Genomic DNA, 23969 nt, shown 5'->3' with positions numbered 1-23969 from the left:
ACTCTGGTTAGGAGAACCTCATGCGCTTGCAACTCAACGATGTTGTGCAGGAATTCATCGTGTCCAATGGAAAAATAGCCCACAGCTACTTTTCCCTCTCGGAAAAAATCATCGAATCATTGTGCGAATCCAACATCGCCAAGGAATCGATCCTGATGCGTCTGCTGGAGCAGGCCGAATCCGTCACCGCGCACTACTTCAATGCCCATCAACAGGTACTCGAAGGCGTCTACGCCCATGGCACCGAGGCTCCGGTCGACCGCGGCGTTGCGGTGCTGGAACCGGTGCTCACGGATACAGCAGTGCTGGCTGCCGCGCCGATCATTGAACAGACGCCGACGCTCGACTACGCCGGTTGGCTGCGTGCCGAACTCAGTTCGGTCACCGGCTTCAAACCGGAACAGATCGACTTCGACCAGAGCTTCGAAAGCCTGGGAATCGACTCCCTCGGACTGGTGGACCTGTTCGAATCCCTCGGCCAGCACTTCCCGCAGAAAAAAGCCCTGACCTCCCAGTTGTTCGATGCGCCCACGCCCACGGTGCTGCTGGCGCGGCTCGAAGCCGACTCTCAAGCGCCTGCGGTGGACGTCCAAGGCTGGGTACTTGAGCAACTGGCAGCGATCACCGGCTTTACCGCCGAGCAGATCGACCCGAGCCAGAGCTACGAAAGCCTGGGACTCGACTCGCTGGTGCAGTTGGACTTCCTCGAATCGGTTGTCGCAATGTGGCCGCAACTCAAGGCCAACGGCAGCGAACTGGCCAATGCGAAGTTCCCCCAGGCGACCATTGACCTGATCACCATAGCCTTGGCCAATCCCGCCCCGGTGGCGGCTCCGGTCGACGGGCAACAGGGCGCTGCAACGGACGCTCGGGAGCAGGACACCCACCCGCTGATCGGCGCCCTTTCGCCCTTGGTCGCCGACACGGCAGGGTCGATCGACATTCAGATGCCTTTCGCACAGCTGGGCCTCAACGGGTTCGCTCGCGAGACCCTTTGCCAATCCATGGCGCAGCAATGCGCAACCAGCGAGTTCGCCGGCGAAGCGCTGATGTCCCGTCGCACACCGCAGGATGCCATGGCCCTTTTGCAAAGGCTGAGTTGAGCGGGGCGCGGCAGATACAGGAAGGGAATCCGGGTGCTCGAACAGAGCACCCAGCATCAGGCGATCAGGAGACAAGGTATGAGTGGCGCAGTCACAACAGCGGATGATTTCTGCTTCAGCGCAATGGCCGGCGAATTTCCAGGAGCACCGTCTACGGACGCACTCTGGCATTTGTTGTCCCAGGGGCACAGAGCGCCCATCGAATCGATGCCGACGCGTTGGGAATTGGACAAGGCATCCATTTATTCGCCCAAGGCCGGCGAAAAGGACCGCGTGTACCTGGACAGCGCGTTCTGCCTGGCCGATGAACCCTCGATACCCTCACGCCACGAAGGGCGACAGGTGGCCATTGGCAAGAAAGTGCTACGCACGCTGCTTGCCCAGCTCGCCGCCCAGGGCGCTGCGCTGACCACTGGCCGCACCGCGTTGGTGGTCGCGACGTCCTGGAGTGACGAGAGTTATTTCGCAACTGGCGCGAACGGACACGACGACGCGCTGCGCGGCTACACACCGGGCGAACAAGTGGCCGAGCTGGCTGCGGCGTTCGCCTTGGGCGGGCCGGCACTGTCGGTGGATACCGCTTGCAGCTCATTTCCCTACGCCATCGATATGGCCCAGGCGCTGGTCAACAGCGGCCAGGCGGATAACGCGATTGTCATGGCGCTCAACACCGTGCTGCCCCCAGCGCTGTTCCTGGGTTTTTCACAGCTGACAGCTTTTTCCGCCCGGGCCCGGATGGAAGCGTTCGGCCAGGACGCCGACGGCATCGTACCGGGTGAATGCGCGGTGGCGTTCCTGGTGGAGCCCATGGCGCACGCACTGGGCGCCCGGCGCGAGCCGCTGGGTATCGTCCGAGCGTTGGGGCTTTCCGCCGACGGTGCCGAAGGCTCGGTGTTCGCCCCAGGCAAACAGGCGCAGTACTCGGCTTACCAACGTGCCTACGCGGATCTGGACCCAAGCGCTGTGGACTACATCGAGACCCACGGCACCGGCACGCCCTTGGGCGACGCCACCGAGCTGGCCTCGCTCGACAGCTTCTTCGGCCCGCACCGCAACGGCGCCAGCAAAATCACCATCGGTTCGATCAAATCGGTGATCGGCCATCCTTTGGCCGCCGCCGGAGGCGCTTCGCTGGCCAAGGCCTTGATGATTCTGCGACATAAAGGCATCCCGCCCCAACCCGACTACCCTCCCAGCGCGAAAGTCGACGCGACCTGCCTGAAGCTTGCCACTGAACAGGTGCAATCCCTGGCGGATCGGCAGTCAGCGATCCGGATCGGCATCTCCAGTTTCGGCTTCGGCGGCGCCAACGCGCATCTGGTGGTGGATGAATATCTTCCTGGCAACCACCCCGCCGCGCCCAGGGCCACCCCCGGTGTGCTGATGCTGGACCTTGCCGTTGTCGAGGCGGAAGCCGCGTTCGGCGGCCAAAAGGGCCTGGAGGCATTCGCGCAACAGCTCGACGAACCGCCAGAAGCGCCGGTGACCTTCCCTTACGGGCGCTTCGTCGATTACACCGTTGCCGCTACGCGACCTTTGCTGGGCAAATTCCTGGCGCAGGATCAGCTCATCGATATCGACGGTTACGGCATGGGGCCCAAGCCCTTGGCTCATGTCGATCCGTTCAAGCTGTTGATCACCGACCGGGTCAATCATCTGCTGCGACGTCTGCCAGATGTGGCGGGCTCCGCCGGCACGGCGATGGTCATGTGCTGCAACATGGGCGGCGAACGCTTCAGCAATGCCTACAGCAGCGCACAGCACTTCTATTCCCAGGGCCAAGGCAGGGCACCGGGCGTCGAGGTAAGTGACGTGGCGACGATGTTGCCGAATATGCTGTCCGGCTACCCGGCGCAGATTTTTGACTTCAAGGGTTTCCACCAGACCCTGGTCGGCAGCGCAGGCCTGTTCTGGCAAACCCTGCTGGCCTCCCGGCACTGGTTCGAGCAAGGCATCACCACGCTGTTGCTCGGTGCAGGCCGTTTTCTGAGCGCTGAAATCGAGGTCGAACGGGCGCGGCGCTCCACCACGTTGCAAGGGGAAGGCCTGGGCGTGGTTGCCCTGCGTCCTTACCAGGCGGACAGCAACGACCCACCGCTGCTGGTGATCCGTTCGGCGGTGCTCGCCCATGCCGCCAGCTCATTGGAAGAGGCCTGCCGACTGTCGGGTAACGCGCGCAGTCGGTACGCGAACGCCGAAGTCTGCGAGCTCAAACCCCAAGGGGCTCCGGCTAGCGGGTCGCTACGGGAAATCACCGGCTACCTGGCAGAAGCCAGTGGCATCGATACCTTGTTGGCTGTGGCATTGAGGGGGCCGACTCACAGCGTGATCGAAGTGCGGGAAGGCGCCAAGGCAGTGATGTGGTTGTTTACCGAGAAGCTTCGCCAATGGACTCCTGCGGCGAACACCCCCACCTCTATCAAACACCCGTTCATGCTGCGCTTCGCCCATGGCGCGTCCCGAGCGTTGCAATCGGTCGCTACCGCGGTCCGAGAGGTCAGCCGGGCTCCCGAGCCGCGCCATGCCGGCGTTGATGTGCTGCAACTCAGCGACATGTTGACCAGTACGGTGCTTTCCGGGCTGCGTGTCCGGGTTCTCGCCATGGAAAGCCTGTTCGCCCTGCACCGCGGTAGCCAAGCCCAACGCCCGGCGCAGTGGCCGCGCCGAGCCCAAAACCAGGTCATCACCGACATCCAGCGCAGCGCCGGGTCACTGCGGGCGCGGTTACGGGTGGACGAAACGCATCCGTACTTCTTCGATCACCCGCTGGACCATATCCCCGGCATCCTGTTGCTTGAAGGCGTCTTGCAATTGATCGAGCTGGCGACGCCGCCCCTGAGCGGTCGGGTGGCCTATGTCAAAACCCTGAACATCAAGTTCCAGCAGTACGTGCAAAAAGACGCGCCGATCGAGCTGCACCTGCAGCAGGGTGACGACCCGCAGGTGTTCAACGCCAGGGTTACCCAAGGCGCAAAACTGATGTGTACCTGTGTGCTCGGCATGGCCTACAGCTCGGCATTCGAGACACAGCCGGCCGGTGACTTCCCGGCCACTCGCTGCCATGACAAAGCCTTGCTGCACAAGCATCGGGAAGAGAACGTGATCGTCAGCGACATCAGCAGCGTCGCCCAGGGCCTGAGCGTGGACACAGTGAGGCTGCCGGACGAGCACTTCTTCCGCGACGGGGATCCCGACCACTGTTCGATGGTGTATTTCCTGGAGGTCGCCCGCCAGTGCTACATGCAGATTGCCCATGGTCATTTGCGCATTCCCCTCGACACGCCCATGAACCTGCTGGCGCTGACGTTCACCCTGGAGCGTCCGATCCCGCGCAACAGTCCGTTGTCATTGGCCCCGCAAGCCGGCTTTGAAGCGCAACTGCAGTCATTCAAAACCAATCGTATCTATATCGACCTGTTCAACCGGGGCGAGAAGATTGGTCAAGCCACCATTACCGCCCAGGTGCTGAGCCAGTCAGCGCCAGCCGCCTGAGGCGACGAATGTGCCCCCTCACCTCAAACCAGGTGTCGCCATGAACGACGTAAAAGTGCAAGTCATAGTCAAGTCCCCGCCTTCGGAAATCTGGAAGATCTGGAGCGATTTTGCCCAGGCGCCCTTATGGGACACCGATGTGCGCCATTGCGAACTCGACGGCCCATTCATCGCCGGAACCCGCGGCAAGTGTGTGCTGCGCAATGGCCTGACCATGCCGTTGAAACTCCAGGCCGTGAACCTGCATGAGAGCTATCGCAACAGCGCGAGACTGCTGTGGATCGACCTTGAGTTCGATCACCGGATGCGCCGGCTTTCCGCCGATGAAACCCAGGTCATCCACACTGCGCGGATCTGCGGCCCATTGAGTTTTTTGTACCGCGCACTGCTGCGCAAAGCACTGAGCGCAGCAATGACCAAGGCGCTGGACAACCTGTGCAGCCTGGCTGAGCAGCGCACCCATGCACAGGGCGCGACGAGCCCGGAGAAAAATCCTTCGCACCTGCACCTGGTGTGAACGCACCGCGCTCGCTGCGCAAATCTTTTGCTGACTTATCAATAACCGCCTTACATGGACCTAGCATGAACTTACAGAAAAGCACCCAGTACCTCGCGATGGGCATCGTCGGCCTGGGTGTCCTCGCACCAGCGATCAGCGTCGCCGACACGCTCGGCCCCTATGTCAGTGCCATGGGTGGCGTGAACTGGGTCGCCAGACAGGACTTGACCCAGAACGACCTCGACTTCGTCGAAATGCAGTACAACCAGCCGCTGCATTCGGGCTACGCCACCGGGCTGGCCGTGGGCTGGGGTTTCCCGGTCGGGCTGAGGCCGGAAGTGGAAGTCGCCTATCGCCGGAACACCCTGGACCAGTTCAATCACCGCGTCTACGAGGGCGGCGGCAGTATCCAGGGCAAAGGCGAGGAGGAAGCCAGCAGCATCATGGCCAACCTCTGGTATGACGTCACCAACCTGCCCGCTCCATTGAGCCGGCTCACCCCGTATGTGGGCGGTGGCCTGGGTTATGCGGTGCTGACGATAAGTGGCCTGGAAGCTGGCGGCGTCCAGTTCGGCGGGACCCATCGCGACACCGTCCCGGCCTATCAACTCGGTGCGGGGCTGGGCTATGAACTCTCCGAGCACTGGTCCATGTCCCTTGATTACCGGTATTTCAAGACCCGCGAAGCCCACTACGGCAACATTTCGGGCCTGCCCGAGGGTGATGTGAGTACCGAGTACAACGCGCAGTCCTTGATGCTTGGCCTGCGTTATTGGCTGTAATTACCACGACAGGTCGGCGCCTTGCCCTGCGGGGCGCCTGCCCTGGCTCGCCGACATAACCTCGGAGCGGTTGATTCGTTCCAATGCCCAGTACCCTAGACAGACAAATTCTGCGACCATAAACAAAAAAAACGCCAGGGAACTCAGGCCTTTCGATTACACCCTGGAACACCGTTATGTATTCCCTCCTCTTTCAAAGCCTACGGGCACGCTTTGCCATCGTCGTCGCGCTGGTCGTGCTGCTGCTCAGTTGCATCTTCGGCGCCGTGATCGGCGAATCCTCCATCTCCAGGCTCAAGGAACAGACCGGACGTCAGCTGAGCGAGTACGCCTATTCAATGGTGGATCGTCTAGACCGCGACATGAGCAGCCGCGCCAAGGGACTGACCGTGCTGAGTCAGCTGGAGGCGTTGCGCAACACTGCCGATATCGATCAGGCACGGGCGCTGCTCGATCACCTCAGCGAGCAGTTTCCGAGCTATTCATGGATCGGCCTGACCGATGCCCAGGGCAAGGTGCTCGCTTCGACCGACGGCCTGCTGCTGGGCGCGGACATCTCGAAAAGGCCGGTGTTCAGCAACGCCCGCGAACAGACTTTCATCGGTGACGTGCACGAGGCGGTAATGCTCGCCAAGCTACTGCCCAACCCGTCCGGGGAAGCGATGAAGTTTGTCGACATCAGCATGCCGATCAACAATGACGCCGGGCAACTGACCGGCGTCCTCGCCGCGCACCTCTCCTGGGAATGGGCGGCCGAGGTTGGGCGTTCGTTGTTCGAACCGTTGCAAAAGCGCCTGCCGGGCCTGGAGTTTCTGGTCATCAGCAAGGACGGTACCGTGCTGCTTGGCCCCAAGGAGATGATCGGCAAACCCGTCGGAATCGCGTTGCATACCGGTGGCGGGCAGAGTGGGTCGGTAGAGCGCTGGCAGGACGGCCGTCTGTACCTGGCCGGTGCGGCACAAAGCGTCGGGGTCGATGGTTATCCGGGGCTCGGGTGGACCGTGATCACGCGCCAGCCTGCTGAAGCCGCCTTCGCCCAGGCCCATTCGCTACGCAACGAAATACTCCTGTGGGGCGGCATCCTGTCCATCGTGTTTGCGATCATCGGCTGGATTGTCGCAGGCATTCTCACAGGCCCGGTGAACCTCATTGCCGACGCGGCTGCTCGCCTCTCCGAAGGGGCCGATGTGAGCATCCCGCTGCTCAAGGGCGCCCGTGAAGTCGAAACACTGAGTATCGCGATCCGTCATCTGGTCGACAGCCTGACCCGTAAAGGCGGCCAGCTGGCGCTGGTCGAGGGTATCGCCTACCGCGACGTCGTCACCGGCCTGCCCAACCGGGCGGCGCTGGACAAGTACATCGAGGCGCTGGGCAGCGAAGTGCAGGCTCCACCTGAGTTCGGCGTCCTGTGCCTGGACCTCGACGGCTTTAAACCGGTCAATGATCGCTTCGGCCACGCCGTCGGTGATGAACTGCTTCGCGAGGTCGGCACCCGGTTGCTGTCGGCCGTACGCGAAGGCGACATTGCCGTGCGGCACGGCGGCGATGAGTTCGTGCTTCTGCTGCGCCTGCGGACAGGCGAATCCTTGGACAACCTGCAGAGTGCAGCCCAACGGATCATCGCGAAGCTGGCCGAACCGGTGCTGCTGGCGGGAGAACCCATCAAGATCGGCTGCAGCATCGGCGCCACACTGTGGACCAGCGGCGATTTCACTGCCGCGCTGGCCCAGGCCGATGCGGCGCTCTACCGGGCCAAACGCGCCGGTAAGTCCCAAGCGATGTTTCATCAGTCCTCGGGGTCCACGGCCCCAGGTATCGAAGCCGAGGCCTTGGCGCCTTGACACGCCACGCCAGCAGCTGAAGAGAATGAGCAAAGATTTGTCACGGGCTGTCACAACCCAGGATGCGCTGGTAGTTTCAGCCTGGCAACGGCACGCAGACGCCACATGACCGAATCACTGCAACGCTGTGTGGCGAAAGATTTTCACGAATCCGCCGATACAGGCCTGATAAGCTGCGGGCTCGCAGGTGGCGCCTAGCAAAAAGCAACGATAGGGAGATTCAACGGACATGATTGTCGGCATTGACCTGGGGACCACCCACAGCCTGATCGCGGTATGGCGCGACGGCGCGGCACAGCTGGTCCCCAATGCGCTGGGCGAGTGGCTCACCCCCAGCGTGGTGGGCCTGGACGACGAAGGCCGGGTCATGGTCGGTCGTGCGGCGCTGGAGCGGTTACAGACGCATCCGCAGCTGACCGCCTCGCTGTTCAAGCGTTATATGGGTAGCTCGCGTATCACCACCCTCGGCAATCGTGAGTTTCGCGCCGAAGAGCTTTCAGCGATGGTCCTGCGCAGCTTGCGCGAGGACGCCGAACGGCATTTCGGCGAACCGGTGGAAGAAGCCGTGATCAGCGTCCCGGCCTATTTCAGCGACGCCCAGCGCAAGGCCACGCGCATTGCCGGTGAACTGGCGGGGTTCAAGGTCGAGCGGCTGATCAACGAACCCACCGCGGCCGCCCTCGCCTACGGCCTGCATCAGCGCGACAACGCCAGCACCTTCCTGGTTTTCGACCTTGGCGGCGGGACCTTCGACGTCTCCATCCTGGAACTGTTCGAAGGCGTCATGGAAGTGCGCGCCAGTGCCGGCGACAACTACCTGGGCGGGGAAGACTTCGACACGCTGTTGCTCCAGGATTTCGTCGCCGCTCAGGCCGTCAGCTCCGAAGGTCCACTGGCCCTTAGCGACGCGCAGCTTTATGGGCGGCTGCGGCGTGAGGCCGAACGTGTGCGTAAAACCCTGGGCCATGACGCCAGCGCGATCTTCTCGGTACGCCAGGGCGAGCGTGAATGGCGTCGTGAATACACCCAGGCGGCGCTCACCGAGCTTTATGCACCCCTGTTCACTCGGCTTCGGGCTCCCATCGAGACCGCCCTGCGCGACGCAAGGATCCGCGCCAGCGAACTGGACGAAGTGTTGCTGGTGGGCGGCACCACGCGCATGCCGCTGGTGCGAAAGCTGGCGGCCAGTCTGTTCGGACGCTTCCCTTCGATCCAGCTCAACCCCGACGAAGCCGTGGCACTGGGCGCGGCGGTACAGGCCGGCTTGAAGAGTCGTGACGCGGCGCTCGAAGAAGTGGTCATGACCGACGTCTGTCCCTATTCCATGGGCGTCGAGATCGCCGTCGAATATGGCGGCACGCTCGAAGACGGCCACTATCTGCCGATCATCGAACGCAACTGCGTGGTGCCGGTGAGCAAGGTCAAGCGCGTGTACACCCTCAAGGATCAGCAGAAGGTCGTGCTGCTGAAGGTCTACCAGGGCGAAAGCCGGCGGATCAGCGAAAACATTCTTCTGGGCGAACTGGAGATTGCCGTGCCGCCGATGCCCGCCGGAGAAGTCAGCATCGACGTACGTTTCACCTACGACACCAACGGCCTGCTGGAGGCTGACGCGCAGATTGTCCAGACCGGGGAGCGACGCAATCTGGTGATCGCCAATAACGCAGGCGTGCTGGACAGCGCGCAGATCCAGCAGCGTCTCGAGGCTTTGCAAGCGTTGAAGATCCATCCACGGGACGAACAACCCAACACCTTGCTGATCGCCCGGCTCGAGCGCCTGTACCAGGAAAGCCGTGGCGACCTGCGCCAGCAGCTCGATGAGATGGCCACGCGCTTCGCCCGGGTGCTCGAGACCCAGGAGCTGCATGACATTCGCGAGTTACGGCTGCACATCAGCGCGCAACTCGACGCGCTGGAAGAAGGTGTCTGGCGATGAGCTGCTGGGAAGTCCTGGGCCTGCCGGCGGACGCCGACAAACGCAGCATCAAGCGCCAGTATGCGAACCTGCTCAAACAGCATCGGCCAGATGAAGATCCCGAGGGTTTCCAGCGTTTGCGCGAGGCCTACGAGCAAGCCTTGGCCTGGGCCGATTGGCAACAGGAAGTGGTGGTCGAGGCTGAAGAATCGATTCCCGTCGATTGGCTTGAAACGCAGCCCGAGGCCCCGCGCCCGGAACCCAGGCCAGCAGAACCGCAAGGCCCGTCCCCGAGCCAACGCCTGGCGATGCAATGCCTAGAAGCGATCAGTGCGACCAACCTCGCCGACCGCGTGGCCCAAGCGCGCCTCTACGGATGCGAGCGAGACTTCGAACACGGCCTGCTCATGCATTGCCTGGCGCAAGAAGACAGCTACGCGCTGACTGAAGCCGCCATCGGACAGCTGCATTGGCTGACACCGTGGCAGCGCGAGGATCTACCCGTTGGCGCCACCGAGCAGTTGCGCAACAAGCTCATGGGGCTGGCATGGTCGCGCCTGACCGGAGCCAGCCACGACAACCAGCGCTTTCTCGATCTGGCCCGACAACTCGGTGCCAGCCCCTGGCTGCAGACGCTCGATGCGCGACAGTGGCTGAATCGATGCCTGGCCATGGCCTTGTTGCAGGCACCGCATTGGTCTGAAGCGTGGTTCGACGCGATCTGCGCGCAACAGGGCTGGAAGCAGACCGGCCATCACAGCCCCTGCCCCGAACCCTGGTGGAGCCAATTGCTCGCCCGTAGCCATTGCGCAACGTTCCTTGAGCAGCAGACGCGCCTCGCAACCACCGCCGACAGCAGCGACGCCAAGGCCGCACGCATGCTGTTTGGCAGGCTCGACGAAGACGCCCGGATGCGCCTGAGCATGACCTTCGGCGCGCAGGACTGGGCGGCCTGCGAGGCGCTGTACCGTACGGTTGAGAGTCGTCACCCGGAACTGCTTGAAGATCGACCCGAGCTGGCCCCGGACACCTGGCGCCCGCTGCGTCGGCAACCGCCGATCATGGCCGTGCCGCTGGCGATCCTGGGCGCCTCGACCTGGATGAGCTGGCAATTCGAATATCTACTCGGCGGGTCGTTCTTCAGCAGTGTACTCGACATGCTCATGCGTGCGTTGCTGCTGGGTGTGGTCGCCTGGGGGCTCAGCGCCTGCTGCAAGGTCCTGTGTCGGGGCGCCTGGCGCCTGGACCAGTCGCTCCACGCTCGCTTCGGTCACTGGCTGAGTGTGCGCCGGCCCGCGCCATTGCCGATCCGCGAAAGTCTCTGGGTCGGGCTGCTGGGTGGGCTCATTTATCTGGCGGGAGGAACGCCCGCCGCAGGGACGTACTTCGGCATCCTCGGTGCCTTGGCCGTCATGAGCCGGCGAAGGACCTTCGGACGCGGCCCGTCTGTGTTCGCCCGGCTCTATGAACGCATCCCTGGCGACGTGCTCATCGGCTTGTGCCTGGGCCTGCTCGTGCCCCTTGTGCTATTGGGTAACGCCCTGGCCAGCAACGGCGCCCTCGCTGTAAACCAGGGCCTCCAGGCCTGGCCGCAGCGAACCTGCATCGCCCGCCAGCTGACACCCCCGCCCTGCCCTTCGGAACTGTCCACGTTACAGTGGCATAGCACGAGCCAACCATGATCAGCACCCGAGCCTTTTTCACTGCCGTTGTCGTTCTGCTGACAATGAGCTGGATGGTCCTGCGCTTGTCCGCGCCCGACCTTGATCGCGAAACACTGTCGCGCTGGTCCGAAGTCCAGGACATCAACACCTGCCTGATCGACGGTGCCGAGCTTCTTGAAGAGCGTTATGTCAGCTATCGCACCCTGGTTTCCCAACCCAGGGAAAAATGGCCGTTTGGCTGGTTCTTCCCCGGCTTCGGCATGGGTTCAGGCGGTCTCACCCGACCGCAGGACGCCCAACCATCGCCGTGTAAACCCTGGCTTAGCCACCGTGATCCCGGACTCAGTGCCCTGGCCAGGAACTACGTCCAGGCCTATAACCGCCTGCGCCCGGACGCGCTGGCTGTCGAGCAGTGGCTGGCAGAACGGCCGGCCGACCGGGATGATCGGGGCCTGGAAACACTCGACCGGTCCTTTACCACGCATTTGCAGGATGTGCGCGCCCAGGCAGTACCGCTGCGCCAGGCACTGGAACAGCCGCAACTGCAGGTTCGGGAAGAGCAATTGGCAGCCATCGAGAAACGTCTGGGACGCGATCAGCATTGGTACACGCTGCGTTTCATGATCGATGCCCGCCAAACCATCAATGCCCTGGATGCCATGACGGCAGGCACGCCCTTGACCCAAAAACAGTTGCTCGCCATGCAACAAACCCTGGCGGCCACTTGGACGGACGCCGACTCTGCCGTACAGGCGCTACCCCGCCTACGCTCCGCCAACGGCGGCCCGCCCGTATGGAGCAAAATCAGCCTCGCTGCCAAGGAATGGATCGCCACCTTGGAACGCTTGCAGCGACATTGGGCGGCAAGAGCCGATGCCGCGCAGCTGAACCAGGACCTCGCGGCGGCACAAGCTGGATACGATGAGTTGCGCAGGCGCTATAACGCTGCGGTGCAAGGGCAGTATTGATCAGCCGGAAAACCTACTACAGAGATTACTTGCAGGCTTGCGAAGTGCCTCTGAAGAAATACTTCCATGGGCTGCGTCCGTTGTTGTCGGTGCGGGGACTGGAGAAGTTCGGCACACCCGCGCCTGTTGAACGAAAGCTGGGGGTGACCCACCGCAAACCGGCCGGCCATTACAGGTCAGAGCGCAAGCACGAAACGGCATTCGCCTCTGGATGTATTGTCGTTGGCTAGCGGCTCAGGTACGAACCCGCACCGCTCGACAACCTTTCTCGAACCCGCGTTGCCCTGATACACATACGCCACCAACTGCGTCAGACCCCAGCGCTGGCGCGCTTCCTCGATCAGGCGCTTCAAGGCCAGCGTTGCCAACCCCTGCCCGCAGGCGCCTTGATCTATCCGATAGCCCACTTCCCCCGAGCCCTGCGGTGAGTTGATGCTTTTCAGATTTGCCCGACCGACGATCCTTGCGCGGCAATCCTCGATCACAAACGGATGCCAGGTCTGGGCGGCGAAATCAGCCAGATAGCTTTCGATGTGCGCTGTGACGCCTTCAAGCGAATAGAACGAAGGGTCGCGAGGGTCGATGTGAGATTCGAACCAGGTGCGGTTGTCGGCTTCGAATGCCAGTAGTGCCTGGGCATCGGTCATTTTCAGTTCGCGAATATTGATGGATTGCACTGGTGACCTCTCCTTGGGTTCCGATGGCAATCGTAAGGGCGAATGTGGGGCTATGGGAACAGTCGGCATCTCATTGGCTGATCCACCGCCATCGCGAGCAGGCTCGCTCCCACAGGGGTGTTGTGGCGGGTGCGGAATCTGTATGCACACCAGATCCATTGTGGGAGCGAGCCTGCTCGCGATGGCGGTGGGTCAGCCAAGCAGATGTTGAATTGGCTGCCGCTTTCGCGGGTAAACCCGCTCCCACAGGGGTTTTGTGGCGGATGCGAAATCTGTATGTACACCAGGATCACTGTGGGAGCGAGCCTGCTCGCGATGGCGGTGGGTCAGAGTCAGCCATAATGAAAAATGCCCCGTACCTTTCGATACGGGGCATTTCCCGAGGCTTGCCAGGTCTTCATGCTGACGGCAAACCGCTCGGCATCAGTCGCTTATCAGCCGTTCCAGGGGCGATCGCCCTGCTCGTCCTTGATGCGCGTCGGCAGGCCCATTACGTCCAATGCCTCAAGAAACGGCTCGGCCGGCAGTTCCTCGACGTTGACCATGCGTCGCACGTCCCACTCGCCACGGGCTACCAGCAGGGCTGCGGCGACTGGCGGTACGCCGGCGGTGTAGGAGATGCCCTGACTGTCGGTTTCGGCATAGGCCTCTTCGTGGTCGGCCACGTTGTAGATGAACATCTCCCGCGGCTGGCCGTCCTTGACACCCTTGACCAGGTCACCGATGCAGGTCTTGCCGGTGTAACCCGGCGCCAGCGAGCTCGGGTCAGGCAGCACGGCCTTGACCACTTTCAGCGGCACGACTTCCAGGCCTTCGGCGGTCTTGACCGGTTGCTCGGAGAGCAGGCCGAGGTTGCGCAGGACGGTGAACACATTGATGTAGTGTTCGCCAAAGCTCATCCAGAAACGCACGTTGGGCACGTCGAGGTTCTTGGACAGCGAATGCACTTCGTCATGGCCGGTGAGGTACAGGTTCTGCGAGCCCACGACCGGCAGGTCGTCGGTGCGCTTGACTTCGAACATGGTGTTGCTGGTCCACTGGCTGTCCTGCCAGCTCCACACCTGTCCGGTGAATTCACGGAAATTGATTTCCGGATCGAAATTCGTGGCGAAATACTTGCCGTGCGAACCGGCATTGACGTCGAGAATGTCGATCGAATCAATGCGGTCGAAATGCTGTTGCTGGGCCAGTGCCGCATAGGCATTGACCACGCCCGGGTCGAAACCCACGCCGAGGATGGCGGTGATGTTCTTCTCCTGGCACTCCTGCAGATGCTTCCACTCATAGTTGCCGTACCAAGGCGGCGTTTCGCAGACCTTGCCCGGTTCTTCGTGGATGGCGGTGTCCAGGTAGGCCACGCCGGTATCGATGCAGGCACGCAGCACCGACATATTGAGGAAAGCGGAGCCGACGTTGATGACGATCTGCGACTCGGTCTCGCGAATCAGCGCCTTGGTCGCTTCGACATCCAGCGCGTTGAGCGCAAAAGCCTTGATGTCGGCGGGCTGCTTGAGGCTACCCTTGGCCTTGACGCTGTCGATGATGGCCTGGCATTTGGAGATGTTGCGCGACGCGATAGCAATACGACCGAGTTCGTCGTTGTGCTGCGCGCACTTGTGGGCCACCACCTTGGCGACACCTCCTGCACCAATGATAAGTACGTTCTTCTTCAATTTCTTCAAGTCTCCTTCCGCCAGCTCAAGAAAGGCTGGACAGATAGTCGTCGTAAACAAATTCGCGAACCACTTCGACGCTGCCGTCGAGTTGCTTCACTACGATGGACGGCATTTTCAGGCCGTTGAACCAGTTCTTCTTGACCATGGTGTAGCCTGCTGCGTCGATGAACGACAGCCGATCGCCGATGGACAGCGGACGATCGAATGGGTATTCGCCGAAAATATCTCCGGCCAGGCACGACTTGCCGCAAATCATGTAGGTGTGCTCGCCCTCGCTCGGCGCCAGCTTGGCGTTCAGGCGATAGATCAGCAGATCGAGCATGTGCGCCTCGATGGAGCTGTCCACCACGGCCAGGTGCTTGCCGTTGTAGAGCGTATCGAGCACGGTGACTTCCAGCGATGCGCTCTGGGTGATCGCCGCTTCACCCGGCTCCAGGTAGACCTGCACGCCATACTTTTGCGAGAACGCCTTGAGACGTGCGCAGAACGCGTCCAGCGCATAGCCCTCGCCAGTGAAGTGGATGCCGCCACCCAGGCTGACCCACTCGACCTTATGTAACAGGTGACCAAAGCGCTCTTCGATAGTGCCGAGCATTTGGTCGAACAGGCCGAAGTCGCCATTTTCGCAGTTGTTATGGAACATGAAGCCGGAGATCTGCTCGATGACCTGCTCGACCTTCACCGGGTCCCATTCACCCAGGCGGCTGAACGGACGCGCCGGGTCGGCCAGCAGGTAATCCGAACTGCTCACCTGCGGATTGACCCGCAGGCCACGGACCTTGCCGGCGGACGCCTCGGCGTAGCGCTGCAATTGGCCGATGGAGTTGAAGATGATCTTGTCGCAGTTGGCGAGCATCTCCTCGATCTCATCGTCGGCCCAGGCCACGCTGTAGGCGTGGGTCTCGCCGGCGAACTTCTGCCGACCGAGCTTGAGCTCGTAGAGCGACGACGAAGTGGTGCCGTCCATGTACTGCTGCATCAGGTCGAACACCGACCAGGTGGCGAAACACTTGAGTGCCAGCAAGGCCTTGGCCCCGGACTGCTCACGCACATAGGCGATCTTCTGCATGTTCGCCAGCAGTTTCTGTTTATCGATGAGGTAGTACGGCGTTTTGATCATTTTCGCGGCCTCCGGCAAGGCGAGCCAAAAAAGGATGCGCATTGTGCCTTCACTGACTGCATATCGAAAGAGCGAAAAGCCCCGTTGGCGTAATCACCCCGATCCACGCGCAGGCTTCCGATAATCGGTTTACCCATTGTTCTTTAAAGAAAATGATCGAAGCCCGGCGAAGCAGCAAACCCAAGAGGCTTCGACGCGGGCACTTGAGAACCGGCTGACGATACCCTCTAACGACTACGACCAGAGCGCCGGGCAAGCCTGGCATCACTGCGATGACAGACGCATGACACTTTTATGTTCTTCAGAAAGCCGCCGTCTGTTGTGGAAACCGCTTTTGTGTCGAGATAGATCAACATCGAGGCACAGGCAGACATGTGGCGGCATCTTCTGGAATAAAACGTTTTAGTAGTCACAAAACCGTCAGACGCAAGGGTGACCGTCAAGACTGTGTAACAAATTGCAACTAGGGTGAGTCGAGCCTCCACAGCCCAATGAACCGGAGTCTGATCATGACCCACCCGACCCTGGCCCTGGACCCATCGAGTCCAGTCGCCCACCGTTCAAGACCGCAGCTCAATCGCAAGCCTAGCGTGTTCACCCTGGTGGTGTTCTTCGCCGTGCTGGGCAGCGGATTGCTGTTTACTGCCTACAGCCTGATGCACGACATGAACGAATTCGGCACGGTAGTCACCACCTGGACGCCGTTCCTGCTGCTGGGCGTGGCGCTGCTGATCGCCCTAGGCTTCGAGTTCGTCAACGGTTTCCACGACACCGCCAACGCGGTGGCCACGGTGATCTACACCAACTCCATGGCGCCGAACCTTGCAGTGGCCTGGTCGGGGTTCTTCAACTTCCTGGGAGTGCTGCTGTCCAGCGGCGCGGTGGCCTTCGGCATCATCGCCCTGCTGCCGGTGGAGCTGATCCTGCAGGTCGGCTCATCCGCCGGTTTCGCCATGATCTTCGCCCTGCTGATCGCCGCCACCCTGTGGAACCTTGGAACTTGGTGGCTGGGCTTGCCGGCCTCTTCGTCCCACACCCTGATCGGCTCGATCATCGGCGTCGGCGTCGCCAATGCCCTGATGCACGGTCGCGACGGCACCAGCGGCGTGGACTGGGTCCAGGCGAGCAAGATCGGCTACGCCTTGCTGTTATCGCCGCTGGTGGGCTTCGGTTGCGCCGCGCTGCTACTGCTGGCGCTGCGGGCCTTCGTCAAGAATCGCTCGCTGTACAAGGCCCCTGAAGGCAACACCCCGCCGCCATGGTGGATTCGCGGCATGCTGATCCTGACCTGCACCGGCGTGTCGTTCGCCCACGGCTCCAACGACGGTCAGAAAGGCATGGGGCTGATCATGTTGATTCTGGTCGGCACCCTGCCGATGGCCTATGCACTGAACCGCACCATGCCGGCCGACCAGGCGCTGCAATTTGCCGCCGTGGCTGAAGTGACCCAGCAGGCCCTGGTGAAACATTCACCCCAACCGGCACCGGCCAATCCTCGCGCGGTGCTGTCGAGCTTCATCAGCAGCAAGCAGGCCACGCCGCAACTGGTACCGGCCCTGGCCGCGCTGACCGGCAGCATCGGCGCCGAGGTCAAGGGCTACGGCTCGCTCGCCAGGGTGCCCGCCGAGGCCGTGGGCAACGTGCGTAACGACATGTACCTGACCAGCGAAACCATTCGCCTGATGGACAAGAACAAAGTCGGTCGTTTCGACGCCGATACCACCGATAAACTGCAACTGTTCAAGCAACAGATCGACATCTCGACGCGGTTCATTCCGCTGTGGGTGAAGATCGCGGTGGCGATTGCCCTCGGCCTGGGCACCATGGTCGGCTGGAAGCGCATCGTGGTGACGGTGGGTGAAAGGATCGGCAAGAGCCACCTGACCTACGCCCAGGGTGCTTCGGCAGAAACCGTGGCGATGATGACCATTGGCGCTGCCGACGTGTTCGGCTTGCCGGTCTCGACCACGCATGTGCTGTCCTCGGGCGTGGCCGGGACCATGGTCGCCAATGGCTCCGGTTTGCAGATGCGCACGATCCGCAATCTGGTGATGGCCTGGGTCCTGACACTGCCTGCGGCGATTCTGTTGTCCGGGAGTCTGTACTGGTTGTTTACCAAGTTGTTCTGAGTCTGTCGCTGCGAGGCTTCACGTCAGTGGGGGCCTCGTCGCTCACACCTTCGCCATCAACGTTGGCTGCACGTGCGCCACGCCATGCAGCAGTTCGATCAGCCAATCGATAAACACCCGCACCCGCGGCGATAGCTGTCGATGGGGCGGGTACACCGCCGAGATCGGCCAGGACGGCACGCGGTACTCCTCCAGCACGGGTATCAGCCGACCCTGGGCCAGTTGCCGTTGCACGTGATAGCGCGGCACCTGGATCAAGCCCAGACCCGCTTCGGCCGCCGCCACGTAGGCGTCGGCATTGTTGACTGTCAATGCGCCGGGCAGCTGCCACTCGCGCACCTGCCCCGCCACCTCGAATTCGAATGGGAAAAAGCGTCCGCTGCCGGCTGAAAACTGGATCATGCGATGCGCCTTCAGGTCCTCCAACTGCTGCGGGCTGCCCCAGCGCGCAAGGTAATCGGGGCTGGCGCAGGTCAACTGATGCAGTTTCACGATCGGCCGCGCCACCAGTGCCTGATCGACGATGTTGCCGGCACGGATCGCACAATCCACACCCTCGCGTTGCAGGTGAACCTGGCGGTCGTGAAAGCCCAGATCCAATTGCAATGCCGGATAGCGCCGATAGAACTCAGGCAGGCGTGGCACGATCCAGGCGCAACCGAAGGCGATGGGCATGTCCACTTTCAACGTGCCGCGCGGTTGACTGCGCTGCGCAGAAAGAGAGCTTTCCAGGTCATCGAGATCGTCGAGCAATTTCCCGCTGCGCTGGTAATACGCTTCACCATCGAGCGTTGCCCGCACCTGACGCGTGGTGCGTTGCAGCAGTTGCACACCGAGGTGAGCTTCCAGTTGCTGGATCAACAGACTGACAGTCGCCCGCGGCAGGCCCAGGTCATCGGCCGCCTTGCCGAAGCCGCCCAGTTCGACGATGCGCCTGAACACCTGCATGGCCTGTAATCGGTCCATCGACTCGCCCCCAACTATTTAGAAATCACGAATAGTTAAACCAATCATCGCGGCTTTATCCAGAAAAAGGCCTGATAGAGACTGATCGGGTATTCAATCGACTCAGGAGTCACTCGCATGAAGACCCGCCAACTCGGTCATCACGGCCCACACGTTTCCGCCATCGGCCTGGGCTGCATGGGCATGTCGGATTTCTACACCACCGGTGTGGATGAACATGAAGCCATCGCCACGCTCCACCGTGCGCTGGAACTGGGCGTGACACTGTTCGACACGGCCGACATGTACGGCCCACATACCAACGAAGAACTGCTCGGGCGCGCCCTGCGCGGCAAGCGTGACGGTATTTACCTGGCAAGCAAGTTCGGCCTGGTGCGCAGCAGCGATCCCCATGCCCGAGGCGTCAACGGGCGCCCCGAGTACGTCAGACAGGCAATCGACGGCAGCCTCAAGCGTCTGGAGACCGACTACCTGGACCTTTATTACCAGCATCGTATCGACCCTGACGTGCCGGTCGAAGAAACCATCGGCGCCATGGCCGAACTGGTCAAGGCCGGCAAAATCCGTCATATCGGCATTTCCGAAGCCAGCGCCCAGACCATCCAGCGGGCACAGGCCGTGCACCCGCTGGCGGCAGTGCAAAGCGAATATTCGTTGTGGACCCGCGATCCGGAACACAATGGCGTGCTCGATACCTGCCGACGCCTGGGCATCGCGTTCGTCGCGTACAGCCCACTGGGCCGAGGTTTCCTGACCGGCGCACTGAAGTCGGCGCAGGATTTTGCCGCCGATGACTATCGCCGATCCAACCCACGCTTCGAGGGTGACAATTTCAATCGCAACCTGGCACTGGTGGAACGGGTCAAGGCCCTGGCCGCCGCCAAGGGCGTCAGCGCCTCGCAACTGGCTTTGGGCTGGGTCCTGGCCCAAGGCGAACATATCATCCCGATCCCCGGCACCAAGCAGCGCCGATACCTGGAAAGCAACGTGGCGGCCATCGGGGTCGAGTTGAGCATGGGAGAGTTGGCTCAGCTCGATGAAATCTTCGCAGGCGAAGGCGCGGTCGCCGGTGATCGCTACCATGCCCAGACGATGACGCTGCTCGACGGCTGAGCGAACCGTCGGGCGCCGATATCGGTCCAGGCTCAAGCAGCGGGCAGTCCAGCCGATAGCCTTATGAATGACGGCCTCGAGCCTGGCCGGAATACGGTTGCATAGGGTTATTTATCGATGGTTTCGCTGCTTAATCGCCTCCTGACGTGGGGCGCCCTGACGCTCCTCGCCGCCAGCTCCTGCGCGGCGCATGAGCCATTGCGCATCGTGACCGAGGAACTGCCGCCGTTCAACATGACCCAGGACGGCAAAGTGACGGGCATGAGCACCGAAGTCGTGCAGGCCGTCCTCAAGGAGATCGGCGAGCAGGCACCGATCCAGCCCATGCCTTGGGCGCGTGCGTACGAACTGGCGCTCAACGAGAGCAATGTGCTGATTTATTCCATCGTCCGCACACCTGAGCGCGAATCGCTTTTCCACTGGGTCGGGGCCATCGCCTCGACCCAGTGGTATCTCTACTCCCTGGCCGACCGGCCGGTGAAACTCAACTCCCTGGCCGACGCCCACGGTCACCAGATCGCCACGGTCAACCAGGACGTGGGTGAGCAATACCTGGTCTCCAAGGGTTTTCGCATCGGCGAGGAACTGCAGTCGAGCACCCGCTATGAGCACAACTACCGCAAGCTCAAGGTCGACCATGTGGAGATGTGGATTTCCAACGAACTCAATGCACTGTACCTGACCCGCCAGAATGGCGAGGATCCGGACAAAGTGCTGATCCGCTCGTTGCCGCTGCCCGAATTGAGCCGCGCAGACGGCTTCTACATGGCGTTCAGCCGCAAGACGCCGGTCGAGACGGTCGAGAAGTTCCGGGCAGGCTTGGAGGCCATCCGTCACAATGGCGTCTACGATGCCATCGTGCGCAAGTGGTTGTGACATGGACGGACGCTTGCGCGCGAACGCCTCCCAACGAACGCCGACCAGGGCATTCAGCTCCCTGGGGCGCCGCCTGGTCCTTGCAACGCTGTTGTTCTGCCTGATCTTCACCCTGACCATGGTCACATGGCGGACCTGGCTGGCCTGGGAAAGCAACCTGGCGGAAATGAACTCCGAGCTGGCCCTGATCGACCAGGTGTTCCAGAACACCCTCGCCCACGCGATCTGGGAAATGGATCGCGAATCCCTGAACCAGCAGATCACCAGCGTGGCGAGCGCCGCGCCAGTGGGACGCGTGGTGTTGAATATCCTCCGGCCGGGCCAGTTGCCGGAAGTCATCGAACTCAATCGATACCCGGCCGGACAATCGAGCGACGCGCCGGTGCTGCATCGCCAGTTGGTCGCACAGCCCTACGCCGGCGCTCATGAAAAGGTCGGTGAGCTGATCATCGAAGGCGATAATCAACTGCTCTGGGAACGTCTCTGGGGTGAAGCGCGGAGTATTGTCATCACCCAGGTGATCCAGTCGCTGCTATTGGCCGGATTGGTCATGACCATGTTCAACCGGCTGGTGACCGTGCACGTGGTGCACATCGCCCACCACTTGGGGCAACTCGCTCCGCACACGCTCTCTCGCCACCTCAAGCTGCAGCGCGCCGCCTATCGCCAGGATGAACTGAGCCTGCTCGAATCCCAGGTCAACGAACTGCAAGACAACCTCAATGCGCACCTGGCGCGCCAGCATTCGGATGAACTGGCCCTCGCCGCCAGCCGGGATCAGTTGGCTGAACTGGTCGAAGCACGTACTGCCGAACTCAAGGCGGCCAACCAGTCCCTGGAAGCCTTGTCGCGCCACGATGCCTTGACCGGTCTGGCGAACCGGCGCTACTTCGATGAATTGAAGGAAATCGAGTTTCGTCGGGCGATCCGTCACAAGACTCCGCTGGCCGTGCTCATGTGCGACGTCGATTTCTTCAAGATCTACAACGACACCTACGGCCACATTCAGGGTGACGAGTGCTTGAAGCAGATCGCCGAGACCCTGCGCAGCGTTTTCGGCCGCTCCGGCGAAGTCACCGCACGCATCGGGGGTGAGGAGTTCGTCGTAGTGCTGCCCAACGTTGACGCCGAGCAAGCGTACGAAGCGGCCCAGCGGGTCCGCGCGAGCCTGGCCGAGCGGGAGCTGCCTCACAGCGGTTCGCAGATATCGCCTTTTGTCACCCTGAGCATTGGCGTGGCCGAGCTGGACCCGGACGCCATGGACCATTTCGACCAACTGCTGCAACGCGCGGACCAGGCGCTGTACCGGGCCAAACACCAAGGGCGCAACCGCGTTGCCCGATAAACCACCGCATCTTTCGAGGTCTGTATGTACGATCGTCTGAGGCTCTGCTCATGCTTGTTCCTGGCCATGATCTGCCTGAAGAGCCAGGCCGAGACAGTCGAAGTCGTGACTGAAGACTCCTTGTACGCGTTCATGCGCGAGGACAAGGTGGTCGGGCCAGGTACGCGCATCGCCGAGCAAACCTTGAAAAACGCAGGTCTGGCCGATTTCAGTGTGTCGCTCTACCCGTGGGCCCGGGCCTACGACAAAGCGCTGCATGAACCCAACGTGCTGATTTTCCCGCTGGACCGCACGCCGGCCCGGGAATCGTTGTTCAAATGGGTCGGCGAAATCCAACGGGTGGCGAGCAAGCTCTACAAACTGCGCGGGCGCAACGACATCGCCGTTAACAGTCTCGAAGACGCCAAGCAATACAGCATTGGTGTGGTGCGCAACGACGCCAAACAGATCTATCTACAAGATCGCGGCTTTACCCGGCTGGTCATCTCGGCCAACAACCATGACAACTTTCAGAAACTCTTGAATCAGCAGGTGCAACTGGTGCCGATGCCTGAAAATACCGCACGCCTGTTGAGCGCCGATGCGCAGATGGATTTCGCTTCGCTGGAAGAAGTCTACATCCTCGACGAGCAGCCCCACCGGGTCTACCTGGCTTTCAGCCTGAACACGCCGGATGGGGTGGTCGCCAATGCCCGACGCGCCTTCGAACAGCTCAAGGCTGAAGGTGAAGTGGGGCGAATCATGGGCGAAAAGCGTTAAGCTCTGGGGCCCCGTAGTCCGCACCGTGGTTCGGTTTCGCGGTCTACCTGCCCTGACTCGCAAACGACGAGGAACGTCCCATGAGCAAAACGCCGTATGTTCCACCGAAGGTCTGGACACATGACGCCCCGTCTGGCGGCCAGTTCGCCAGCATCAACCGCCCGGTCGCCGGGCCGACCCACGACAAGCCATTGCCCACCGGCAAGCACCCCTTGCAGCTCTATTCGATGGGCACGCCCAATGGCGTCAAGGTCACCATACTGCTGGAAGAACTGCTGGCGCTGGGTCATGAGGGCGCCGAATACGACGCCTGGTTGATCCGCATCAGCGAGGGCGACCAGTTCTCCAGTGGCTTTGTCGAGGTCAACCCCAACTCCAAGATCCCGGCGCTTCTGGATCGCAGTGCCGAACCGCCGGTGCGGGTGTTCGAATCCGGTTCGATCCTGTTGTACCTGGCGGAAAAATTCGGTGCCTTGCTGCCCAGCGACCTGGCGGGTCGCACCGAAACGTTGAACTGGTTGTTCTGGCAGATGGGCTCGGCGCCCTACCTGGGTGGCGGCTTCGGACATTTCTACGCCTACGCGCCAGAAAAACTGGAATACCCCATCAACCGCTTCACCATGGAAACCAAGCGCCAACTCGATGTGTTGGATCGCCGTCTTGGCGAAAGCCGATACCTGGCCGGCAACAGCTACACCATTGCCGACATCGCAGTCTGGCCCTGGTACGGGCAACTGGTGCGCAACAATGTGTACTCAGCCGCCGAGTTCCTGGCAGCGCACGAGTACACCCATGTGCAGCGCTGGGCCGAAGAAATCGCCAAGCGCCCGGCGGTCATCCGTGGACAACGCGTCAATCGGACCTGGGGCGACGAGGCAAGCCAGGTGCCGGAGCGGCATGAGGCCGAGGATCTGGACTGATCCCCGTTCAGCCAACACAACTCCCGTGGCGAGGGAGCTTGCTCCGGCTGGGGTGCGAAGCGCCCCTTGAAAAGCCGCTTGCGGTCCCCTGATACTCCAGGAGCCGGATCCGGGGCTGCTGCGC

At 61.8% G+C, this 23969-nt stretch carries 19 protein-coding genes; 15 read left to right on the top strand and 4 right to left on the bottom strand.

Annotated features, from left to right (window positions below):
- Positions 1-20 precede the first annotated feature (20 nt).
- The 9 genes from ACLEJQ_RS03885 (at position 21) to ACLEJQ_RS03845 (ending at position 12494) form a co-directional block, all read left to right on the top strand.
- Complete coding sequence (locus tag ACLEJQ_RS03885) at positions 21-1103, top strand: acyl carrier protein (protein ID WP_440792358.1); 1083 nt, start codon at positions 21-23, stop codon at positions 1101-1103.
- A 78-nt stretch (positions 1104-1181) separates the two neighbouring features.
- Complete coding sequence (locus ACLEJQ_RS03880; RefSeq protein ID WP_440792357.1) at positions 1182-4595, top strand: beta-ketoacyl synthase N-terminal-like domain-containing protein; 3414 nt, start codon at positions 1182-1184, stop codon at positions 4593-4595.
- A gap of 40 nt (positions 4596-4635) precedes the next feature.
- The gene (locus ACLEJQ_RS03875) at positions 4636-5112 is read left to right on the top strand and encodes an SRPBCC family protein (RefSeq protein WP_440792355.1); all 477 of its coding nucleotides are present in this window, start codon (positions 4636-4638) and stop codon (positions 5110-5112) included.
- Positions 5113-5177: 65 nt separating this feature from the next.
- Positions 5178-5876, top strand: coding sequence for an outer membrane protein (locus ACLEJQ_RS03870; RefSeq protein WP_440792353.1), 699 nt, complete (start codon positions 5178-5180; stop codon positions 5874-5876).
- A 176-nt stretch (positions 5877-6052) separates the two neighbouring features.
- Complete coding sequence (locus ACLEJQ_RS03865) at positions 6053-7717, top strand: diguanylate cyclase domain-containing protein (protein WP_440792351.1); 1665 nt, start codon at positions 6053-6055, stop codon at positions 7715-7717.
- A gap of 229 nt (positions 7718-7946) precedes the next feature.
- A complete protein-coding gene (locus ACLEJQ_RS03860) occupies positions 7947-9653 on the top strand; it encodes a molecular chaperone HscC (RefSeq protein WP_440792349.1) in 1707 nt (568 codons plus the stop codon).
- Positions 9650-11314, top strand: a complete 1665-nt coding sequence (locus ACLEJQ_RS03855) for a J domain-containing protein (RefSeq protein ID WP_440792347.1) — start codon at positions 9650-9652, stop codon at positions 11312-11314. Before ACLEJQ_RS03860 ends, ACLEJQ_RS03855 begins: the two co-directional genes overlap by 4 nt.
- Positions 11311-12264: a DUF3829 domain-containing protein gene (locus ACLEJQ_RS03850; protein WP_440792345.1), complete on the top strand. Its 954-nt coding sequence runs from the start codon at positions 11311-11313 to the stop codon at positions 12262-12264. Before ACLEJQ_RS03855 ends, ACLEJQ_RS03850 begins: the two co-directional genes overlap by 4 nt.
- On the top strand, positions 12261-12494 hold the full coding sequence (locus ACLEJQ_RS03845) for a DNA polymerase beta superfamily protein (protein WP_440792343.1): 234 nt from the start codon (positions 12261-12263) through the stop codon (positions 12492-12494). The genes ACLEJQ_RS03850 and ACLEJQ_RS03845 overlap by 4 nt, the downstream gene beginning before the upstream one ends.
- On the opposite strand, the gene ACLEJQ_RS03840 is transcribed toward ACLEJQ_RS03845, so the two are convergent.
- The 3 genes from ACLEJQ_RS03840 to ACLEJQ_RS03830 form a co-directional block, all read right to left on the bottom strand.
- Positions 12441-12941 (bottom strand): GNAT family N-acetyltransferase, encoded by a 501-nt coding sequence (locus ACLEJQ_RS03840; RefSeq protein ID WP_440792341.1) that lies wholly within the window; start codon positions 12939-12941, stop codon positions 12441-12443. The two genes, ACLEJQ_RS03845 and ACLEJQ_RS03840, sit on opposite strands and share 54 nt — an antisense overlap.
- A 434-nt stretch (positions 12942-13375) precedes the next feature.
- A complete protein-coding gene (locus tag ACLEJQ_RS03835) occupies positions 13376-14614 on the bottom strand; it encodes a saccharopine dehydrogenase family protein (RefSeq protein WP_440792611.1) in 1239 nt (412 codons plus the stop codon).
- A 25-nt stretch (positions 14615-14639) separates the two neighbouring features.
- Positions 14640-15737, bottom strand: coding sequence for a carboxynorspermidine decarboxylase (locus ACLEJQ_RS03830; protein ID WP_440792339.1), 1098 nt, complete (start codon positions 15735-15737; stop codon positions 14640-14642).
- Between the two features lie 509 nt (positions 15738-16246).
- On the opposite strand from ACLEJQ_RS03830, the gene ACLEJQ_RS03825 reads away from it, so the two are divergent.
- Positions 16247-17866: an inorganic phosphate transporter gene (locus tag ACLEJQ_RS03825; RefSeq protein WP_440792337.1), complete on the top strand. Its 1620-nt coding sequence runs from the start codon at positions 16247-16249 to the stop codon at positions 17864-17866.
- A gap of 42 nt (positions 17867-17908) precedes the next feature.
- Here the strand turns inward: ACLEJQ_RS03825 and ACLEJQ_RS03820 are convergent, their stop codons facing one another.
- Positions 17909-18832, bottom strand: coding sequence for a LysR family transcriptional regulator (locus ACLEJQ_RS03820; protein WP_440792336.1), 924 nt, complete (start codon positions 18830-18832; stop codon positions 17909-17911).
- A 117-nt stretch (positions 18833-18949) separates the two neighbouring features.
- Here ACLEJQ_RS03820 and ACLEJQ_RS03815 point away from each other — a divergent pair, with 117 nt between their 5' ends.
- From ACLEJQ_RS03815 to yghU, 5 genes are all read left to right on the top strand, one after another.
- A complete protein-coding gene (locus ACLEJQ_RS03815) occupies positions 18950-19945 on the top strand; it encodes an aldo/keto reductase (RefSeq protein WP_440792335.1) in 996 nt (331 codons plus the stop codon).
- A gap of 117 nt (positions 19946-20062) precedes the next feature.
- Complete coding sequence (locus ACLEJQ_RS03810; RefSeq protein ID WP_440792333.1) at positions 20063-20821, top strand: substrate-binding periplasmic protein; 759 nt, start codon at positions 20063-20065, stop codon at positions 20819-20821.
- Position 20822: 1 nt separating this feature from the next.
- Positions 20823-22166, top strand: coding sequence for a GGDEF domain-containing protein (locus ACLEJQ_RS03805; RefSeq protein ID WP_440792331.1), 1344 nt, complete (start codon positions 20823-20825; stop codon positions 22164-22166).
- 24 nt (positions 22167-22190) lie between these two features.
- Complete coding sequence (locus ACLEJQ_RS03800) at positions 22191-22925, top strand: substrate-binding periplasmic protein (RefSeq protein WP_440792329.1); 735 nt, start codon at positions 22191-22193, stop codon at positions 22923-22925.
- An 80-nt stretch (positions 22926-23005) separates the two neighbouring features.
- Entirely contained in the window at positions 23006-23845 is an 840-nt protein-coding gene (yghU, locus tag ACLEJQ_RS03795) for a glutathione-dependent disulfide-bond oxidoreductase (RefSeq protein WP_440792327.1), read from the top strand.
- Positions 23846-23969: the final 124 nt, after the last annotated feature.

Origin of the sequence: Pseudomonas sp. SMV71, from assembly GCF_052042015.1 — a bacterium.
GTDB lineage: Bacteria > Pseudomonadota > Gammaproteobacteria > Pseudomonadales > Pseudomonadaceae > Aquipseudomonas.
Note: the sequence above shows the minus strand (reverse complement) of the source record. Positions and strands in the feature narration are given on the sequence as shown.

Bases quoted from the DNA above. Each gene is read 5' to 3' on its own strand.
- ACLEJQ_RS03885 (WP_440792358.1), top strand. From the start codon at position 21: ATGCGCTTGCAACTCAACGATGTTGTGCAGGAATTCATCGTGTCCAAT.
- ACLEJQ_RS03880 (WP_440792357.1), top strand. From the start codon at position 1,182: ATGAGTGGCGCAGTCACAACAGCGGATGATTTCTGCTTCAGCGCAATG.
- ACLEJQ_RS03875 (WP_440792355.1), top strand. From the start codon at position 4,636: ATGAACGACGTAAAAGTGCAAGTCATAGTCAAGTCCCCGCCTTCGGAA.
- ACLEJQ_RS03870 (WP_440792353.1), top strand. From the start codon at position 5,178: ATGAACTTACAGAAAAGCACCCAGTACCTCGCGATGGGCATCGTCGGC.
- ACLEJQ_RS03865 (WP_440792351.1), top strand. From the start codon at position 6,053: ATGTATTCCCTCCTCTTTCAAAGCCTACGGGCACGCTTTGCCATCGTC.
- ACLEJQ_RS03860 (WP_440792349.1), top strand. From the start codon at position 7,947: ATGATTGTCGGCATTGACCTGGGGACCACCCACAGCCTGATCGCGGTA.
- ACLEJQ_RS03855 (WP_440792347.1), top strand. From the start codon at position 9,650: ATGAGCTGCTGGGAAGTCCTGGGCCTGCCGGCGGACGCCGACAAACGC.
- ACLEJQ_RS03850 (WP_440792345.1), top strand. From the start codon at position 11,311: ATGATCAGCACCCGAGCCTTTTTCACTGCCGTTGTCGTTCTGCTGACA.
- ACLEJQ_RS03830 (WP_440792339.1), bottom strand. From the start codon at position 15,737: ATGATCAAAACGCCGTACTACCTCATCGATAAACAGAAACTGCTGGCG.
- ACLEJQ_RS03825 (WP_440792337.1), top strand. From the start codon at position 16,247: ATGACCCACCCGACCCTGGCCCTGGACCCATCGAGTCCAGTCGCCCAC.
- ACLEJQ_RS03820 (WP_440792336.1), bottom strand. From the start codon at position 18,832: ATGGACCGATTACAGGCCATGCAGGTGTTCAGGCGCATCGTCGAACTG.
- ACLEJQ_RS03815 (WP_440792335.1), top strand. From the start codon at position 18,950: ATGAAGACCCGCCAACTCGGTCATCACGGCCCACACGTTTCCGCCATC.
- ACLEJQ_RS03810 (WP_440792333.1), top strand. From the start codon at position 20,063: ATGGTTTCGCTGCTTAATCGCCTCCTGACGTGGGGCGCCCTGACGCTC.
- ACLEJQ_RS03805 (WP_440792331.1), top strand. From the start codon at position 20,823: ATGGACGGACGCTTGCGCGCGAACGCCTCCCAACGAACGCCGACCAGG.
- ACLEJQ_RS03800 (WP_440792329.1), top strand. From the start codon at position 22,191: ATGTACGATCGTCTGAGGCTCTGCTCATGCTTGTTCCTGGCCATGATC.
- yghU (WP_440792327.1), top strand. From the start codon at position 23,006: ATGAGCAAAACGCCGTATGTTCCACCGAAGGTCTGGACACATGACGCC.